Source organism: Longibacter salinarum (assembly GCF_002554795.1).
Lineage (GTDB): Bacteria > Bacteroidota > Rhodothermia > Rhodothermales > Salinibacteraceae > Longibacter > Longibacter salinarum.
On sequence record NZ_PDEQ01000001.1, the window covers coordinates 360,467 to 378,033 of the forward strand.

The window sequence follows — 17,567 nt, forward strand, 5'->3', positions numbered from 1 at the left end:
GGACGGAGCGAGCGGGGACGCGGTACATCGAAATCAAGAATTGGACGCCGTGGATCGGTCAACGGCAACGGCACCGACGCTGCGACCTTTCCACGAGACGCGACCGGTCCAGTGGGAGATGGCAGAGTCGAGTTGCAGAGCGCTACCGAGAAGATAGGAGACGGGAGCGAGGAGCGCGAATAGGGGCGAAAATCGAGTCAGGCGGTCCGTCGTTCCTTTGAGCAGGAGCACACTCGCCAGAAATCCTGGATGCACGAATGGGGAGGCAACGAAGGTAAGGAAAAAGAACAAGTAGAGCCCGACGAATGATGCAGGGGAACCGCCGAGAATCAGATACGCATTTTTCCGAAATCCGCGCCAGGCATCTCCGAAGGTACTGTACATGTAGACGGTGATCTCATCGCGGACATCCAGCAGTGCCGGCGTAAACCCTTCCCGTTTGAAGTAGCGGCCGATCTCTACATCCTCGAGGACCTTGTTTTTGACCTCTACATGCGGCTCGTATGCGTGATACCGATCCGCATCGATCATCCAGCATTGGCCATTCAAGGCACCGAGCGAATCGATGCGTAGTGGGCGAACCAGCGGCCAGGGAAGTCCGGTGAGGATGGCGTTCGGCACGAGACTCACAAGAATCTGAGCGGCTCCCCGTAAACGCGGCAATCCGGTCGCAACGGTATCGTCCGGCAGGGCAGACTCGCGTTCCACGATGCGTCGGAGGGCGCCCGAATCGGCGAGCTCCGTGTCGGCATCGAGAAAGAGGTAGCGATCCCCCTCGGCGTGGGAGGCGGCAACGTAGCAGGCGTGCGGTTTGCCTAACCAGCCCGGCGGGGGACCCTCGCCGCGCACCGGTCGAAGACGATTATCGTTCGCGGCGGACAATACGTTCCACGTCGCGTCCGTCGAGCCATCATCGACAACAATGACTTCGAAGTGCTCGTAGTCCTGTTCGAGGAGCGAGGGGAGGAGGCGCCGGAGGTTCTCTTCCTCGTTCCGCGCCGGAATCAGGATGGAGACAAACGGCTCGATATCAGGCTGCTTGCGCGTCCGCTTCCGTCGCAGATAAATGATGTTGGCGAGAAGGGTGACCCAGATAAGAACGTGAACGCCGGCAAGATATGGGGCGATGAAGTCGGCGTAAGGGAGGGTCGGCATTAGAGAGGGAGTGGGGGCTGGGGCAAACGGCGGAGGCGGAACGAGATATGTTTATACGCTGGGAGGATCCGCCAGGAACTGGTCGTAGAGCGGAGGTGGGTTTTCGGCGAGGAGTTCGGTGCGCAGTTCGTCGGCTTCACGTGTCTGACCGTTTTCTTTCATGGCAAGCCAGAGCCAGCTTCTCGCTTCGATTCGAGAGATGCCGCAATCCGGGTGATGGTCTAGCGACTCGATAAGTGCGCGAAACACATCTACGGCAGCGGCGACGTCTTTGCCGGCAATTTCGGGGCGAAACATGAGGGACTGGCCTTTGACGAGGAGAACGAACGGTTCATCCGGATCGCGCTCTTCTGCCTCTTCCAGCCGACTCATCGAACGCCGGCCGTAGCGCATGGCCATGAAAAAGTTCGTTTCGCCTGCTCGGTACGCCCACAGACCGGAGAGAAGCGCAAGCTCTCGCGCGGAGGCGTCCGGCCCCAGTTCCTCCGGAATGTCATCAATCACATCTGTGTCCTCGGTGAGGGGATAGAGGCGATAGCGCGCCATCAGCGACTCGGCTCGCGTGTCCGACTCGGCAAGCATGTGCCGAAGCGCATCGGCATTCTGCTGTGCGTAGTGGGCCTGCGTGGAATCGGCGAACGTGAGGGACAAGGTCAGCAAAAGGGTTGCGATCATAGGGGCTTGAGGTAGCGCGCAAAGAGGGACGCAAAGCGTGAGAAGTCCCACACGTCGGTCGGGCTCGGCCGTCCGTTCAACAGGACGTGGTGTGGTGCTTCGGGCAACGTTTCACGAAGCGTATGCCAGAGTCGCGTTAAACGATCCCGTTCGTTTCCATCCGGTGCAGAATGAGGAGTGCCAGGAAGGAGGCAAGCCGTTGGATGTTTATCGCCCCAGAACGTAACGTCGATGGCGATCGGCCACCAGGTCGCTTCTGGATAGAATCGTGCGAGGCGTTGCGCGGCCCCTTCAGGAAACGGATGAATGCCCTCCGCCGGGGTGTGCAATTCGCCTTCCGGAAAGTACACCATCACGGTTCGTGGCGCCTCTCGAAATCTGCGGGCGGTCCTCCGAATGGTTGCGGCGCGGCGTCGCGAGTCGTCCGTTGGAAATGGCTGTGCCCCTACGGCAGCGAAAAAAGGGTAGCGATCCCATTCTTCCATCCAGATGGTCCCGGGGCGACCGAGAGCGTGTCGAAGGAGATACCACAGCAGATGCCCGTCGTAGAAGTGATGATGGTTTGCATACAAAATCACGGGTGATGTGTCCGGGAGCCCCTCGGTTGCTTTCGGAGGCGTCTCATCCATCCATGCGATACGTCGAAACGTCGACCGCAACTCGTATCGCATCAACGCCCGAACGGCGACCGTACCGAATCTCTTCAACAACAAACCGGGAGGTTGGGAAGGGCAGAAAGAATCACGACGAGGTTCAGTCGTGTCCGCTCAGGCGGCCACGTGTGGAGCTCGTGTTTTGAGCCGGTTTTTCCGTGCCTCGTAATTGTCGATCGCAACAAGAAAGAGCTTTCGCCCGAGGGAGGCGTACGCTCGGTGGTTCAGATTGTCGTAGCCGTTCGCGCGGACCTCATTCATAATCTCGCGATACATGCGCGCGGCTCCACGGATTCCAGTCCGGCACTTCCACGGCAGCGCGTCGATCCCGGAAAACCCCTCAAGGTACCGCCACTCCGCTTCCTCCATGATCGGTTCCAGTAGCTCGGAGTAGTTCGGAGGGACGGTGCCAGATTCTAGATCGTCTGGGTTCACGCCGTGGTCTTGCATCCACGTTGACGGCAGGTAGATCCGGTCCAGCCGGCGGGCGTCCTCGCCGACATCACGAAGAATATTCGTGATTTGCATTGCGATGCCGAGCTTCCGCGCCGGCTCCTCGAGTTCATCACGGTGGCGGTCATCGTCGACGAGGAACGGGAGCATCATTGCCCCAACGCTCCCACCAACCAGGTTAGAGTAGTAGATCAGATCATCGAGCGTGTCCACCGTTTCGCCCTCCAGGTCCCACCGAGCCCCGGCAATGAGTTCGTACAGTGGCTCTCGGTCGAGTTGGTACGTCTGATGGACCTCATGCAGTCGCCTCCAGAGGATGTTCTCCACAGGCGGGTTGCCGAGTAGCGTTTTGTCGAGGGCAGCGTTTAGTTCATCTAGTTCTCGGAGTGTTTGAGCAGCTCCGACCTCTAGCACCCGATCATCCGCGAGCGTATCGACCCGGCGGCAGAACAGATACAGAGTCGCGATGGGCATCTGCACCGAGCGCGGGAGGAAGCGCGTGGCCAGAGAGAACGTACGGGAATGGTGGCGAAACGACGTCCAGATCCACTGATCTTCGTCGGCGCGCGTATCTAGAGTTGCCGTAGACATATTCAGGCAGAAGGCTAGAGCATACAGTCGGACACGAACGGGTCACATACCACTCAGGCCTGCTGTGGCTGAGGCGTTTGAATCGTAGGCCGCCGCTTTCCGTGGAGATAGAGTACGATGAATGGAACGGCGGTGGCTAGCGTACCGACGAGAACGGCGAGGTACAGGCCTTCCAGTAAACAAATGCCGAGAGGAAACGCGCAGTTGACGATGTAAAGCCATGGAGCCCACTCGTTTGTTTCTTTGAGTCCGCCTCCGATGTACTCGTAACCAAAGATAATCACGAGCGAGACGACGAACCATCCAATCCAGTTCGACAACGGCATTCCGTAGTAAAATCCGTCGACGGCGTACGACCAGAACGGAACCTGCCCTTGGGTCATTGCAGGATCGAGCGACACGTCCCACAGCACCATATATACGGTTCCAACCAGCACCCCGGCCCAGCGCGAACTCACAACGCGTCGAGCAAGGTCAAAGGACACGACGGCCATCGCGAACCAGGAGGGCGGGATAAAATACGGCACGTGGTCGAACATTTTGGCTCCCAACCACTGCGTGTACTCGTAGCCTCCGAACGGAAGTGCGATGTCGTTCCAGGTCGCGAAACCCGTCGTTCCGATCAATTCGCTGCTTCCGCCGATCAGACAGCCCCATGCGATAAAGAACGTCATTCGCTTCCACCCCAGAGACGGTCCATACATCAGTACAGGCAGGATTGCCAGCATCGCCATGTACGTCCAGGTTGGCGTTTTGACCAGCTTATCGTAGATGGGACCGAAAACGCCCCAGGCCGACGGGAAGAGTTTCAGAAGGAGCATTCCCAGCAAGCTGAACACAACCGAGCCTACCAGTAACCAAAACCCAAATCGAAACAACTGGTCGATGGAGTCGCGGAAGCCCTGCGAGGCAGTATCCGTGGGCATACAGAATTGAAGGGTCGAGTGGGTGAAAAGTGAGGCGGCCGAATTGGGATGATGCGGAGGTGAGAGGATCGGCTGCCTTTCACAAGCAGCGTCCGATCGTGGGTTGAAAATCTACCGGACAGTTTGCTCCGAGTGAATGAACGTTTGTGGAAGGAGGTCCGGGAGGAGACGACTTACTTGCATCTGTTTTCGAGACGAGGGTTGTTAGGAGTAACCGAGTTCAGCTGTCCGTCCCAATCTGGCGTCCCTGCCTTACCCGATGATAGCCATCCGCCCGCCGGAGTATTTCCCGCGCTCCGCGTACATTTCGCTGATGCAACATGCAGATCACTTCGTGCTCGCGGACACGTTTCAATATAGTCGGCAATCGTTCCAGAACCGTAGCAAGCTCCGCAATCCAAACGGCTGGCAGTGGATTACTGTGCCGCTGCAGGGATACGCGTACGGCGAACCGATTCATCGGGTAAAGATCGATCACGATAATCGGTGGAAGGAGCGTCATTGGCGCTCTTTCATGTACAACTATCGTTCAACGATGTACTTCGAGTATTACGAGGATCGGTTTCGGCCGATGTTTGATGAGGAAGAATGGCCAACGCTTGCAGATCTGACGTGTCGCTCGGTCGAAGTGGAAGCGAAACTGATGCAAATCGACACGCCGATCATTCGGGCTTCTGAACTGAACGGTGCTCCGGCCTCGGTCGATGACATCCTCGCCACCATGGATGCAGAGGGCGAATCGCTTCTTTGCCTGCCCGATACCGCTGCCGTCAACGCAAAGACCGGACGCGACGTACACGTACTACAGTTTGACCTGGAACCATACCGCCAGAACTTCGAGGGCTTTGAGGCCGAGATGTCTGCGATGGATTTCGCCTTTAACTACGGCCCGGATGCCGCTGTCCGAATCGCCGATGCGGGGACCATTCAACCGTATGCGGACACTGCGTAGGTTCGCGGGGCGCGAGCTCCAACGACCGGCATCGCGCCCTCCGGCGTATCGCACCGAGCCGAAGCGGTTGCCCGTACCACGACGGACTTTCTTCGGTCCTACCTACCGCCTTTTTGTTTCGACGAAACGCCTTACATGATTCTACCGGATCACCACATTCGCCAGCTCGCTACCGACGCTTCCATGATCGACCCATTTGTAGATGGGCAGGTCCGCGAAGATGTCATCAGCTACGGCTTGAGCTCGTTCGGGTACGATATGCGGATCGCGACCGAATTTCGAGTGTTCACGCCGAACATCCACAACAGTGTCGTCGACCCGAAGCGCATCGATGAGCGGGCGATGGTGGAATACGAAACGGACGACCACATTCTCATCCCTCCGAACTCGTACGTGCTCGGTCGCTCCGTCGAGTATTTCCGCATGCCACCGGATGTGCTGGCGATCGTGCTCGGTAAGTCTACCTATGCGAGAAGCGGGATCATCGTTAACGTGACACCGCTCGAGCCGGGCTGGGAGGGACACGTGACGATCGAGATCAGCAACGCCACGCCGCTCCCGGCCAAGGTGTACGCGAACGAAGGGATTGCACAGGTGCTGTTCCTGCACGGGGAGACGCCGGAAGTCTCGTACGCCGATAAAAAAGGCAAGTACCAGCACCAGCGGGGAATCACGTTGCCGCGAATGGATAACGTGCAGAAACCCCATGCAAGGGGAGGGGACACCCAGTCGACCGGATGACTCGGACCTGTTTGTTTACCCCTTTCGAGGGAGCCGTCAACTCCCTCTTGCGTAGCAGTCACGTCGACGCGGCCTAATTTTTTCTGACAACGTTAGTAGCATGCCTCCTGAAGCCCCATCTCCCAAACAATCGACATCATCGTCGGGATGGTCTACGCGGCGTATCGTCGTCGCGCTCTTCTTCGTCGGACTGATCGTCGTCGTGACGTATAACGCGATCACCCAGTTTGCGGATCAACCCTACATGGAGGTGCCGCATGGGGATCACGTTCACTACGTGCCGAAGGATCGAGACGAGGACGTACCCATGAGCGACTTTCCGTCACAGAAGCCGGCTCCCAACGAACGTATTCTACCGGACGGTCGTGTTGTTCAGACCGGACCTCCACAGGAATAACCGTTGAGGTGTGTCGCACGACCTGAACAAGAACATCGAGGCTGCCTAAGATCTTCTTGTCAGCGTTGCGGCGAGACGCGGCAGCTCGCATTCTCTCATCAGCTTGATCAGGCGCTCGACGTGGGAGCCTCGAGGTCAGCGAGCTGGGTGAGCACCCCATCCAGTTCGGCGCGAAGATCATCGGTTGGAGGTATGATCGGAGGGCGTGTTCGAGTCCATGAGGTCTCTCCCGTTTGCATCGCAAGAAGGCACTTCAGCGCGGTAATGACCGGATATTGTGCGATGTCCATTCGAAGGTTCGAGAGGCGGTCCTGGTCGAGCTTGACGTCCTGACCGGCAACCGCGCCCGCATAGACCTTCCGTGCAAGTGGTGCGGTGACATTCACTGTAGCAGAAATGCACCCGGCACCACCTTCCGCTACGATCGGGGCGAGGAAGCGCTCTGTACCAGAGAAGATACGAAGATTCGGGAAAGAGTGGCAGAGTGCCTGCATGTGGTCCCACTCTCGACTGGAGTCCTTGACGCCAGCCACCTGCTCGCCGTGCGCGTCGATAAGGCGTTGAATGACGGGAAAAGAGATCTTGACGCCCGTCATGTCGGGAAAATGGTAGAAATAGAGCCGGAGCCGGTCGTCGTCCACGTCCCGGATAAGTGCATCGTACGCGGCAAACACACCGTCATCGGACACCACCGGGAAGTGAAACGGCGGCACAACGAGAACGCCCGCGACATTGTGGTCGGTCGCGTGAGCCGTTAGCTCCGCCGCATCCGGAAGCGGACATGCGCCTGTTCCGACGAGGAGGGACGCCGGATCTACACCCTGGCTTATGACGGCGTCGAGCGTTCGCTTGCGTTCCTCAACCGTAAAGGAGAGCCCTTCGCCGGTTGTGCCAAACAGGAGAACGAAGTCGCAGCCGTGGGTCTGTAGCCGCCGGACGTGCTCCGCGAGCAAGGTGGCATCAGGCCCTTTATCAGCGTTGATCGGAGTGCAGGCAGCTGCGATGACGCCGTGTGGTTGGGAGTCGGACATAATCTGTTGTGACGACGGGAGGAGATACGACTCGATCATCGATCGCGCGCTGATCAAAACATACGACGGAGAGCAACAACTTTTCAGGAACGATCTGAGTCGACGTTTTGCCGGAGCGTAACTCGATCTTTTGACCTTCGATTGTGCAGAACGTGGACACTTTCAGGAACCATCGTCTATATTAGTTGAGGCCCAGGCGATGTAATACGGTGCCTCCGCTGGGTGCCTCGATGTCTTTTTCTCCCATGTCCAATTTTTCCGAACGTATGGCTCGTCGATCGATCGGTTTTCTGGTGCTGTTTCTTGTTTTTATTGTGGCCGGTACCAGACCCGCGGAGGCTCGAGTCGTTCGCGTAGAGGTGGAGGAACGCACGGTGGTCAACGATGGCGAGTCGACCGGGCCGCATGGTCGATACGAGGTGCTTCGAGGGAAAATCTACTTCGCTTTCGATCCAGCGCACCCTCGCAACCAGGCGATCACCGATCTGGATCTTGCGCCGCGCAATGCAAAGGGTGAGGTGGAGGCATGGACGCGCTTCGTCTTGATGCAGCCGACCGTGGTGGAAATGCGCCGTGGGATCGGGCTTGTCGAGGTGGTCAATCGTGGGCGTCCGGCCGCGCTCCGATACTTTAATGACGCCAGCGCGCCGTTCGATTCCCTCGCCACCGACCCCGACGCACTCGGGGATCTGCTGCTCCTTCGTCAGGGGCTCACGATGATGTGGCTCGGCTGGCAGTGGGACGTTCCGCACGAGGAGGGACGATTCCGTCTGCATGTGCCGCGAGCATCGGAGCCCGACGGATCGCTGCTGACGGGACTCGTTCGCAGCGACTGGGTTGTCGAAGATACGGCATTTACGCTTCCGCTGTCGCACCGCGACCATGTTGCATACCCACCGATCCGCTTCGATCATCCGGATCACCTACTCACTGTGCGAACGGGTCGAAATGCGCCCCGCGAGGTCGTTCCGCGCTCTGACTGGAGTTTCGGGGTTGCAGAGGTGGATTCGGTGGGGACATCGCTCCAGCCGGATAGCACGCATATTGCGTCGGAAAAGGGGTTTCGCCCGGGTCGCATCTATGAACTTGTCTATCGCTCGTCGAAACCCGCTGTTGTCGGGCTGGGACTGGCGGCCATCCGTGACGCGGTGGCTTATCTCAAGTACGACACGCGCTCCGTCGCGCCGGTCGACCGCGTATTCGGGCTCGGGATCTCGCAGACGGGCCGCTTCCTCCGACAGTTTATCTACGACGGGTTTAACACCACCGAAGACGGCCGAATGGCGTTCGACGGTATGATGGTTCTGACCGCGGGCGCGGGGCGGGGCAGCTTCAATCATCGCTTTGCCCAGCCCTCGCGCGACGGGCACCGGTACTCGGCGTTCGCTTATCCGACGGACATCTTCCCGTTTTCGACGGCGACGCAGTTTGATTCTCTCGCCACTCAAAGCAACGGATTGGCGGCCCATCTCGAATCGGCTTCCCACATGCCGCGCACGATGTTCATCAATTCCGGATACGAGTATTATGGCCGGGCCGCGTCGCTCATCCACACGACGCCCGACGGTACGGCGGATGTTGCGCCTCTACCAAGCGAGCGCATTTATCACATCGCATCGGCGCAGCACGTCCCCGGGTCGCTCCCGGAGGCCGCCGCTCCAGACAGCGTCACGTTCGTCGAGGCTCACCCCGTCGATACCCGAACCGTTTATCGCGCGCTTCTGGTTGCGATGACCAACTGGCTCGATCACGGGACGCCTCCGCCCCCAAGTCAGTATCCAACGGTTTTGAACGATGATCTCGTCCCAATTGAAAATCTGTCGTTTCCGTCGATCGAAGGTGTCGATACGCCGACAGACGTGCATACGGCGCACCGAATGGACTACGGACCAAAATGGGAACGCAACCGCGTCATCACGCAACAGCCCCCGCGTATGGGAACGGCGTTCGGGACGCGCATCCCTCAGGTCGACAGCATCGGGAATGAACAGGGAGGCATTCGCAGCGTGTTCGTGCAAGCGCCTCTCGCGACAATCACACCGTGGCGTCTACGTACCGCCGCCGCAAACAATACCGGCGAGCTGGCAGACTTCTTCGGCGGAATGATTCCCCTGCCGAGGACCCCGGTGGAGAGGGAGCGCGCGTCGGACCCTCGACCTGCCATTTCCACTCTCTACCCGGCTCGAGATGCCTACCGCGCTCGGGTTCGTGAAGCGGCCGACCGGCTGATCGAGGGTGGGTTTCTCCTCACGGAAGACCGCGAGGATGAGATGGAGCGAGCTATGGCACTCTGGGACTGGATTATGGCGCCGTGACCCGGCCGTGCACCAATATCATTTTACCGGATATCACACATCGATGCGCGTTCTTTTCTTACAGCGACATGCCCAGGCCGAAAGCGGGGCTGCCTACACGACCGATCATGAGCGCGAACTTACGGATGGGGGGCGTCGCGATGCAGAGGCGATGGGGCGGCACATGGCAGGCATCGGGCAATTTCCAGCACATATCGTCTCCTCGTCCGCAGTGCGAACCCGGGAAACGTGCGAATGGATGTCGCGTGGGGCGAACCTTAACGACATCGAAGTGGCGGCGACGGAGCGGTTGTACCAGGCAACGCCGGATGCCGTGATGGATGAAATCCGTAGCCTGAACGGAGGCTACGGGAACGTCCTGATGGTCGGCCACCAGCCCGCATGGGGAGCGGTGATACAGCGTTTAACGGGTGCGCAGGTCGACATGCGGACCGGCGCCGTCGCATGTATTCAGCTATCGGTTCGGACGTGGTCAAAGGTGAAATCGAGGAGCGGACGCCTGGTCTGGTTCATGCCTCCCATGGCCGTGCGTGGGAACGGCCTCTAGTTTCGCTGCGAGGCTGTCGGTCTTGACGCCGGTCGCACGTATCGAGGTCGTGAATTTAACCGAGGGCCACGTCGAGAAGCATCATGACCGCGAAGCCGCCCATCGCTCCCATCGTAGCCAGGTCGGTGTTCCCGTGACGCTGCGATTCGGGGATGAGCTCCTCCACGACCACAAAAATCATCGCCCCCGCTGCGAACGACAGAGCGTACGGAAGGAGGGGGCGAACGGAGACAACAGCAAATGCGCCGAGCACGGCCGAAACGGGTTCGACGAACCCAGACATTTGTCCGTACCAGAAGCTTTTTAGAGGCGTAACGCCTTCGCCGCGGAGCGGCATCGACACCGCAATCCCCTCCGGGAAGTTTTGCAGGCCGATCCCGATCGCCAGCGCGACAGCGGCCGCAAGAGTTGCCCCGGTAGCCACATCCATTTGAAGTGCTGCAGCGCCGAATGTCACGCCCACAGCCAGACCTTCAGGAATGTTGTGGAGCGTGATGGCGAGAACCAGAAGCGTCGCCCGTCGCCAAGACGTCTGCATGCCTTCCGCTTCGTGCATTTCAGCGCCGACGTGGAGGTGAGGTAGAATCGCGTCCGCGAGGCGCAGAAACACGCCGCCAAGGAGGAATCCGACGGTGGCGGGTAGCCACGTCGGTATGCCCTGGGCCTCCGCCATATCGATCGATGGGGCAAGAAGCGACCAGAAACTCGCCGCAATCATGACGCCAGCGGCAAACCCCATCATCGCATCTAGGAACCGGCGATTGACCGACTCAGTGAAAAACACGACTGATGCGCCGAGGGCGGTCACGGTCCAGGTAAACAGCCCGGCGAGAAGGGCCTGAAGCATCGGAGATTGGACAGCGAACCAGGCGGAGGCGCCTTCGATCATGGGTTGAGGGATTGTTTGACAGACGGATTCCAGAAATCACTCTACGACACAACCAGTACAATATCAGGTGGTCTCATCGCACGAGTGGTCGTCAAACTGCTGCAGACGATCGGCAGACAGATGGTGCGGAAATATAACTGACGTCTCGATACGCCATCCGCGCGTCGGCACTTTGCCGGTGAGAACAAAACAAAGCGCGCCCCACGACTCCTAAGATTGGAATCTGGGAACGCGCTGGGTCTGTCACCCTCTCGTTGGTCGGCAGAGCCGAAGAGAGACGAACATGAGGAGGTAGGTGGCGTCGATGAGCCGTGTCGAAAACCGCGGCTTAGTTGTCGCGCCAGTCGCGCTTCTCAGCCGGGCGGTTGTCGAGAATGGCTTCGATCGAGTCGATATGCGTGTCGGTGAGCCGGTCTGCCACCTCGATTGCCTGCATATTTTCCTCCACCTGCTCGGGACGGGACGCGCCGGTGATGACCGTGCTGACGTCGTCATTTGTGAGGCACCAGGCCAGAGCAAGCTGGGCCATCGATGCATCGACCTGATCGGCGATGTCGCTGAGCTTTCGAACCTTCTCGATGCGCTCCTCGATGAGTACCTGATCTTTCAGCCACTCGTAGCCCGCCGTGGCGAGGCGGCTGTCTTCGGGGATGCCGTCGTTATACTTCCCGGTCAGAAGTCCACTCGCGAGCGGGCTCCAGATTGTCGTTCCAAGCCCAACATCGTGGTACAGCGGCGCATATTCTGATTCGACCCGATCCCGGTGAAACATGTTGTACTGCGGCTGCTCCATCGTCGGCGGCACGAGGTTGTACTGCCGGGCGATGCCGTGCGCATGCCGGATCTGCTCCGCGCTCCATTCGCTCGTTCCCCAGTACATCGCGTACCCCTGCTCGACGAGGTAACTCATCGCGCGGACCGTTTCCTCCACAGGCGTGTGAAGGTCCGGGCGGTGGCAGAACACGAGGTCGACGTAATCCATCTGGAGGCGGTCGAGGGCCGCGTACGTTCCCTCAAGAACGTGCTTGCGGGACAGGCCGCGATCGTTCGGTCCGTCTCCGCCCCAGAAGATCTTTGTGGAGACAACCAGGTCCGAGCGCTTCCAACCTTTCGAGTGGAAGATCTCGCCCATCATCAATTCTGACTTCCCATTCGCGTATGCTTCAGCGTTGTCGAAAAAGTTGACGCCATGTTCGTACGCGACCTGCATGCATTCCGCGGCACGATCCACGTCGATCTGGTCGCCGAACGTGACCCACGAGCCGAAGGAAAGAGCGGAAACCTGGAGCCCGGAGCGTCCGAGTCTGCGATATTGCATAGAGTCAAGAGCTAAGAGGAGAGAAGGGCGAGCGGTCGAGAAGGTATGGGACCCGGCGCGAAGGCGAAAGTATCCGGTGTGACGCAGGCGTGATTCGTTCACGCGACGAGCCGCAGGGTCAAATGTCGTACGGATAATAAAAAAGCCGCACTCCCCGGAGGGGATGCGGCGACAGCGCGCATACAAGCGCGGAAGATCTGGAATGGAAAAGCGGTCCGGACGGGACTCGAACCCGCGACCTCTGCCGTGACAGGGCAGCATTCTAACCAACTGAACTACCGGACCGTAAGGACCGCGCCGTATGACTCTGCGCGCGGTACAGCATTAAATCGAAAGAGCGTTGCTGGCGGTCCGGACGGGACTCGAACCCGCGACCTCTGCCGTGACAGGGCAGCATTCTAACCAACTGAACTACCGGACCGTAAAGTACGCTGCCACGAGCCATAGACTCGTTCGTGACAAGCGTTGCAAAGGGTACAACGGAGAGGCGGTTTGCGTCAAGACCCATTCTGTGAAGGGTCGTCGATTTGTCCGCCGCTCAAGGCCAAGATGACCTCGCCATCGAATGCCAATCAAAATCACCCGCTCTCGATGGGGAGGCGGGTGAAAAAATACGCTCTTTCAAAAACGATAAGAGCTGTTCTCGCACAACTCGTGCGAAGTAGCGGGGGCAGGATTCGAACCTGCGACCTTCGGGTTATGAGCCCGATGAGCTACCAGCTGCTCTACCCCGCGATGTAGGGTCTTTCTCTGTTCTGGTCGACGACCATCCCGGACGGGAGGAGGCGGTCATGACGCGCCTGGATCAGAACGACGAGTGGAGAGATCTCCACTGCTAATCATATGTCAATGCGCCGGTGAAGACGCGACATGCATATCGCACAACTTGTGCGATGTAGCGGGGGCAGGATTCGAACCTGCGACCTTCGGGTTATGAGCCCGATGAGCTACCAGCTGCTCTACCCCGCGATGTAAGGGACCGTTTCGGTGGTCTCGACCGGCGCTCCGCGACTCGTCATGACCGAGTGCACAATCTTTCGAGCGCTCCGCGGCGTCGGGCAGCGTGCCCCATTTTCCCGTCGCGGATCACCTTAGACCTTCTGTCACCGGTCTTGTTCTCTGAAAACCGCTTATTTCGTTGGATTAATACAACGCTCACGGAAATCGTGTTTCGGCGCATTCTGCATCGGTCGGGGCCGAGGGCGGCGTTGGAGAGAAGGACCACGAACGATGCGCACATCATCGTCTGTTCAAATGCGAACATGAACCTGTGCAAACGTCACGTCAATGGACACGTGACGCGGCCCAATGCCACAGCCTCTGCGGAACGATCGGTGGACGATACGAATGATGATCACACCGCCGCTGTTAACTTTGTGTGCGGACGGTCTAAGGTGTGCGTGTCTACCTGCTTGCTTGTATACTACGCGCATCGGCCTTCCGCATAGGAAAGGTCACGCTCACTGGCATCGATCACGTAACCTCACGCACATGGCTACGCTTCACCCGTTTCGCGCTGTTCGACCTGATTCCGCACATGTTGAGGAAATCGCCTCGGTCCCGTACGACGTCATTAATACGGAGGAAGCCCGCGAGCTCGCGGAGGGAAAGCCGAAGAGTTTTCTCCACGTAATCCGTCCGGAAATCGACCTGGAGAAAGGGATCGACGAGCACGATGATGCCGTGTACGCCCAGGGCGCGGAGAACCTGCGCGCGTTCGTGGAGGACGAAGACACCGTGCGAGAAGAGTCGCCGTCCGTCTACGTCTATCGTCTAATTATGGACGGGCGCGAGCAGACGGGCATCTTCGGGTGTGTCTCGGTAGCGGACTACGACGACGAGGTCATTCTTAAGCACGAGAAAACGCGTCCGGTCAAAGAAGATGACCGCACGCGTCACATTGTCGAGCAGAAGGCGCACGCCGAACCGGTGATGCTGACGTTCCGCGACGACGACGCCGTGGAATCGCAGATGCGCTCGGCCATGGAGAACGACCCGCTGTACGACTTCGAGGCAGAGGATGGCGTCCGGCACACGATCTGGCGCGTGGCCGAGCCGGAAGGGCTGGTCGATGCGTTCGATTCCGTCCCCAACCTGTATGTTGCTGACGGTCACCACCGCTGCAAAGCCGCAAGCCGTGCGGCCGAGCACTATCGTGATGGAGATACGGCACTGGATGCTCCCGACGCGCCGGAATACGAGTTCTTCCCGGCCGTGCTCTTCCCGATGGGGATGATGCACATCATGGCGTACAACCGCGTCGTCTTCGACCTGCCCGTCTCGCCGGCCGAGTTTCTCGACCAGCTGGACGACAAATACGGCGTCGAGCGAAACGTCGATAACCCTGTGCCGCAGGACAAGGGGACGGTGTGCCTGTACCTCGACGGCGCCTGGCACCGCATGGCGCTGCCGGAATCGGAAGGAGACCGCTCCGTCGACCAGCTGGACGTTGCCCGGCTGTCGGAGTTCGTCCTGGAGCCGATGCTCGACATCACGGATCCGCGTCGCGACGCCAACATCGACTTCGTCGGTGGCATCCGTGGGACCGACGAGCTCGAAGACCGCGTCGAAAACGGGCGGGCCTCGTTGGCTGTGTCGATGTACCCGACCGCCATCGAGGAGCTTCTCGACGTGTCGGATGAGGGCGACCTGATGCCGCCGAAGTCGACCTGGTTCGAGCCGAAGCTGCGCTCCGGGCTGCTCGTGCACGACTTTGCCGACGACGTGTAATCACCATTGATGTTGTTACTGGCCACGTCGACCGGCTCCAGCACCCATCGGTGTCGGACCGTTCGGCGTGCGCTCTTGTCCGTGCTGATGTTTCGCGCCCCGTCTGGAAGCGCTGCCAGCGCGAGCTTGAGGTGCGGTCAGGACGCAAACTTTAGAACGAACGTTTAAACGATTTAATCGACACTATGACGATTCTTGTTGCGGACAATATCGCTTCGGTCGGACTCGAAGCGCTGGAAGAAGCCGGGCACCATGTCGTAGATGACGCCTCTCTGAACGGCGATGCGCTGGTCGAGGCGCTCGGTCGCGAGCAGCCCAACATCCTGATCGTCCGCTCCACCAAAGTGACGCCGGAGGCCCTGGACGCCAGCCCGGCTCTGTCGCTCATCGTCCGTGCAGGCGCCGGGTACGACACGATCGACGTGGAAGGCGCCTCGGCTCGCGGCATCTACGTCGCGAACTGCCCCGGCAAAAACTCGGTTGCCGTCGCGGAGCTCACGATAGGACTGATCGTCTCGATCGACCGCCGAATTCCCGACAACGTGGCGGATGCGCGCGACGGGAAGTGGAATAAGAAGACGTACGCGAAGGCGGAGGGACTGAAGGGGCAAACGATCGGCGTCGTCGGGCTTGGCAATATCGGAGAAGAAGTCGTCCGCCGGGCGCAGGCCTTTGATCTGGACGTCGTCGCGTGGAGCCGGTCGCTCACGCCCGAGCGCGCCGAGGACATGGGCATTGGCTACTGCGAGTCGGCCGTCGATGTGGCGCGAAGCGCGAGCATCGTAACCCTGCACGTGGCTTCGACGCCCGAGACGAAGCACCTCGCCGACCGGAGCTTCTTCGAGGCGCTTCCGAAAGGCTCGATCTTCATCAACACGACGCGTGCTGCGGTCGTGGACGAGGACGCCCTGAAGTGGGCGCTGGAAGAACGAGGACTGCGCGCCGGACTCGACGTTTTCCATGGCGAGCCGGCGGTGAAGCAGGGATCATTCGAGAGCGAGCTTGCGGGGCACCCGAACGTGTACATTACGCATCACATCGGCGCCTCGACCCAGCAGGCCCAGGATGCGACGGCACTCGAAGCCGCGCGCGTCGCCAACACGTTTAGTGTTACGGGCGATGTACCCAACTGCGTCAACCTCGCCAGCCAGAGCCCCGCGACGCACCAGATTACGGTCCGCCACCTGGACGAGGTCGGCGTTCTCGCACGCGTGCTCGACGAAATGAGCAAGGCCGACTGGAATATTCAGGAGATGGAGAACGAAATTTTTTCCGGTGCAAAGGCCGCCGTCGCCACGATGCGGTTCAACGGCGACGCCACCGACGATGTCGCCGAGCGCATCGAGCAGCAGGAGAAGGTGCTAGCCGTCTCCGTGATCGAGCTGTAAACCCGGGATTGGACGCCAGTCAACCCCTCAACGTGTACCGGTACGATGCGTGCGCTGTGCCCATGTCGTGATGGAATCACGCCAGAGTCGGCGCACGCTTTTACGTTAGGGATTGGGACCGCGACCAATAAAATTGGGAAACAAATCGACGACAAATGATCATTACTGGAGTCGTGTCATTAACAATTGGCACTGTACTCTTGGCTTACTATACATATAATCGCAACTGGGTCGAAGACTTAGGCTACGAAAGCGAGCCAATGACAGTCTTCTCGCGAAGTATATTGTGGTCAGGGGTGGGGTTGATAATTGTGGGGGTATATAGCCTAATAACAGTAGAGTGCTGACTTCGTTTGTAGTTTGTGTCTGACTGTATTACAAAGCTACTATTATGCTCTTCTAAAAATATTTTGTGTTCGTGGCTTGGCGTTCTTTCTTAACATCGATCCATCGCGCCGCTGATTCTCTCAATTATGCAAGGAGCACTGTTGGCGTCTGGTTGTAGCCTCATCGGCGGCACCCACCTTCCATCTTGTCGATGCATCGGAAGGCGTACCGCGGGAGCTTGGTCTTAGCAATCGGAGTGATGCGCGACTCGTCGGCAATATTGCCCAAAGCAGCGATGCGCTCGCTGGAGCGATTATCCGGGATGGCATGGAAGCCAATGACGGCCAGTTCGTTTCGAATTTCGTGCGGGCGTATCAGGGTGCTGGAAATGCACGGGCGCTTGACGCATCTATTGAGTACCTCAAGTTGATGGCCGCCGTGTTCAGTATTGCAGCGGCGGGAGGAGGTTATGCGCCCGG

General features: G+C 59.2%; 15 protein-coding genes and 4 tRNA genes. 7 read left to right on the plus strand and 12 right to left on the minus strand.

Translation table 11 applies throughout. The features are described 5' to 3' along the window. Positions 1-33: 33 nt before the first annotated feature. The 5 genes from CRI94_RS01500 to cruF form a co-directional block, all read right to left on the minus strand. Positions 34-1,155 (minus strand): glycosyltransferase family 2 protein, encoded by a 1,122-nt coding sequence (locus CRI94_RS01500; RefSeq protein WP_098073890.1) that lies wholly within the window; start codon positions 1,153-1,155, stop codon positions 34-36. 51 nt (positions 1,156-1,206) lie between these two features. Beyond that, a complete protein-coding gene (locus CRI94_RS01505) occupies positions 1,207-1,806 on the minus strand; it encodes a hypothetical protein (RefSeq protein ID WP_245846024.1) in 600 nt (199 codons plus the stop codon). Positions 1,807-1,826: 20 nt separating this feature from the next. Further along, positions 1,827-2,459: a 1-acyl-sn-glycerol-3-phosphate acyltransferase gene (locus tag CRI94_RS01510; RefSeq protein ID WP_245846025.1), complete on the minus strand. Its 633-nt coding sequence runs from the start codon at positions 2,457-2,459 to the stop codon at positions 1,827-1,829. A 138-nt stretch (positions 2,460-2,597) separates the two neighbouring features. Continuing rightward, entirely contained in the window at positions 2,598-3,527 is a 930-nt protein-coding gene (locus tag CRI94_RS01515; RefSeq protein WP_098073893.1) for a phytoene/squalene synthase family protein, read from the minus strand. A gap of 53 nt (positions 3,528-3,580) precedes the next feature. Continuing rightward, positions 3,581-4,453 (minus strand): bisanhydrobacterioruberin hydratase CruF, encoded by an 873-nt coding sequence (gene cruF / locus CRI94_RS01520; RefSeq protein ID WP_098073894.1) that lies wholly within the window; start codon positions 4,451-4,453, stop codon positions 3,581-3,583. Between the two features lie 259 nt (positions 4,454-4,712). On the opposite strand from cruF, the gene CRI94_RS01525 reads away from it, so the two are divergent. From CRI94_RS01525 to CRI94_RS01535, 3 genes are all read left to right on the plus strand, one after another. Beyond that, entirely contained in the window at positions 4,713-5,405 is a 693-nt protein-coding gene (locus CRI94_RS01525) for a WbqC family protein (RefSeq protein ID WP_098073895.1), read from the plus strand. 135 nt (positions 5,406-5,540) lie between these two features. Then, the gene (gene dcd / locus CRI94_RS01530; RefSeq protein ID WP_098073896.1) at positions 5,541-6,146 is read left to right on the plus strand and encodes a dCTP deaminase; all 606 of its coding nucleotides are present in this window, start codon (positions 5,541-5,543) and stop codon (positions 6,144-6,146) included. A 100-nt stretch (positions 6,147-6,246) separates the two neighbouring features. Then, positions 6,247-6,543 (plus strand): hypothetical protein, encoded by a 297-nt coding sequence (locus CRI94_RS01535; RefSeq protein ID WP_098073897.1) that lies wholly within the window; start codon positions 6,247-6,249, stop codon positions 6,541-6,543. 107 nt (positions 6,544-6,650) lie between these two features. On the opposite strand, the gene CRI94_RS01540 is transcribed toward CRI94_RS01535, so the two are convergent. Further along, positions 6,651-7,574: a dihydrodipicolinate synthase family protein gene (locus tag CRI94_RS01540; RefSeq protein ID WP_179862107.1), complete on the minus strand. Its 924-nt coding sequence runs from the start codon at positions 7,572-7,574 to the stop codon at positions 6,651-6,653. A gap of 266 nt (positions 7,575-7,840) precedes the next feature. Between CRI94_RS01540 and CRI94_RS01545 the strand changes: the two genes are divergently transcribed. Both CRI94_RS01545 and CRI94_RS01550 read left to right on the plus strand, forming a co-directional pair. After that, positions 7,841-9,889 carry an alpha/beta hydrolase domain-containing protein gene (locus CRI94_RS01545; RefSeq protein ID WP_143815262.1) on the plus strand — a complete coding sequence of 683 codons (2,049 nt, stop codon included), beginning with the start codon at positions 7,841-7,843 and terminating at the stop codon, positions 9,887-9,889. 43 nt (positions 9,890-9,932) lie between these two features. Continuing rightward, positions 9,933-10,436 carry a SixA phosphatase family protein gene (locus CRI94_RS01550; RefSeq protein ID WP_179862108.1) on the plus strand — a complete coding sequence of 168 codons (504 nt, stop codon included), beginning with the start codon at positions 9,933-9,935 and terminating at the stop codon, positions 10,434-10,436. A gap of 55 nt (positions 10,437-10,491) precedes the next feature. Here CRI94_RS01550 and CRI94_RS01555 read toward each other — a convergent pair whose 3' ends face one another. The 6 genes from CRI94_RS01555 to CRI94_RS01580 form a co-directional block, all read right to left on the minus strand. Then, positions 10,492-11,325 (minus strand): ZIP family metal transporter, encoded by an 834-nt coding sequence (locus CRI94_RS01555; protein WP_098073901.1) that lies wholly within the window; start codon positions 11,323-11,325, stop codon positions 10,492-10,494. Between the two features lie 328 nt (positions 11,326-11,653). Beyond that, entirely contained in the window at positions 11,654-12,643 is a 990-nt protein-coding gene (locus CRI94_RS01560; RefSeq protein WP_143815263.1) for a potassium channel beta subunit family protein, read from the minus strand. 211 nt (positions 12,644-12,854) lie between these two features. Further along, a tRNA-Asp gene (locus tag CRI94_RS01565) sits at positions 12,855-12,928 on the minus strand. A gap of 59 nt (positions 12,929-12,987) precedes the next feature. Then, positions 12,988-13,064: transfer RNA gene (locus CRI94_RS01570), tRNA-Asp, on the minus strand. Positions 13,065-13,305: 241 nt separating this feature from the next. Further along, positions 13,306-13,378: transfer RNA gene (locus tag CRI94_RS01575), tRNA-Met, on the minus strand. Between the two features lie 161 nt (positions 13,379-13,539). Continuing rightward, positions 13,540-13,612 (minus strand) — tRNA-Met (locus CRI94_RS01580). A gap of 522 nt (positions 13,613-14,134) precedes the next feature. On the opposite strand from CRI94_RS01580, the gene CRI94_RS01585 reads away from it, so the two are divergent. Beyond that, a complete protein-coding gene (locus CRI94_RS01585; protein ID WP_098073903.1) occupies positions 14,135-15,373 on the plus strand; it encodes a DUF1015 domain-containing protein in 1,239 nt (412 codons plus the stop codon). A gap of 185 nt (positions 15,374-15,558) precedes the next feature. Next, the gene (locus CRI94_RS01590; RefSeq protein ID WP_098073904.1) at positions 15,559-16,761 is read left to right on the plus strand and encodes a phosphoglycerate dehydrogenase; all 1,203 of its coding nucleotides are present in this window, start codon (positions 15,559-15,561) and stop codon (positions 16,759-16,761) included. Positions 16,762-17,567 lie beyond the last annotated feature (806 nt).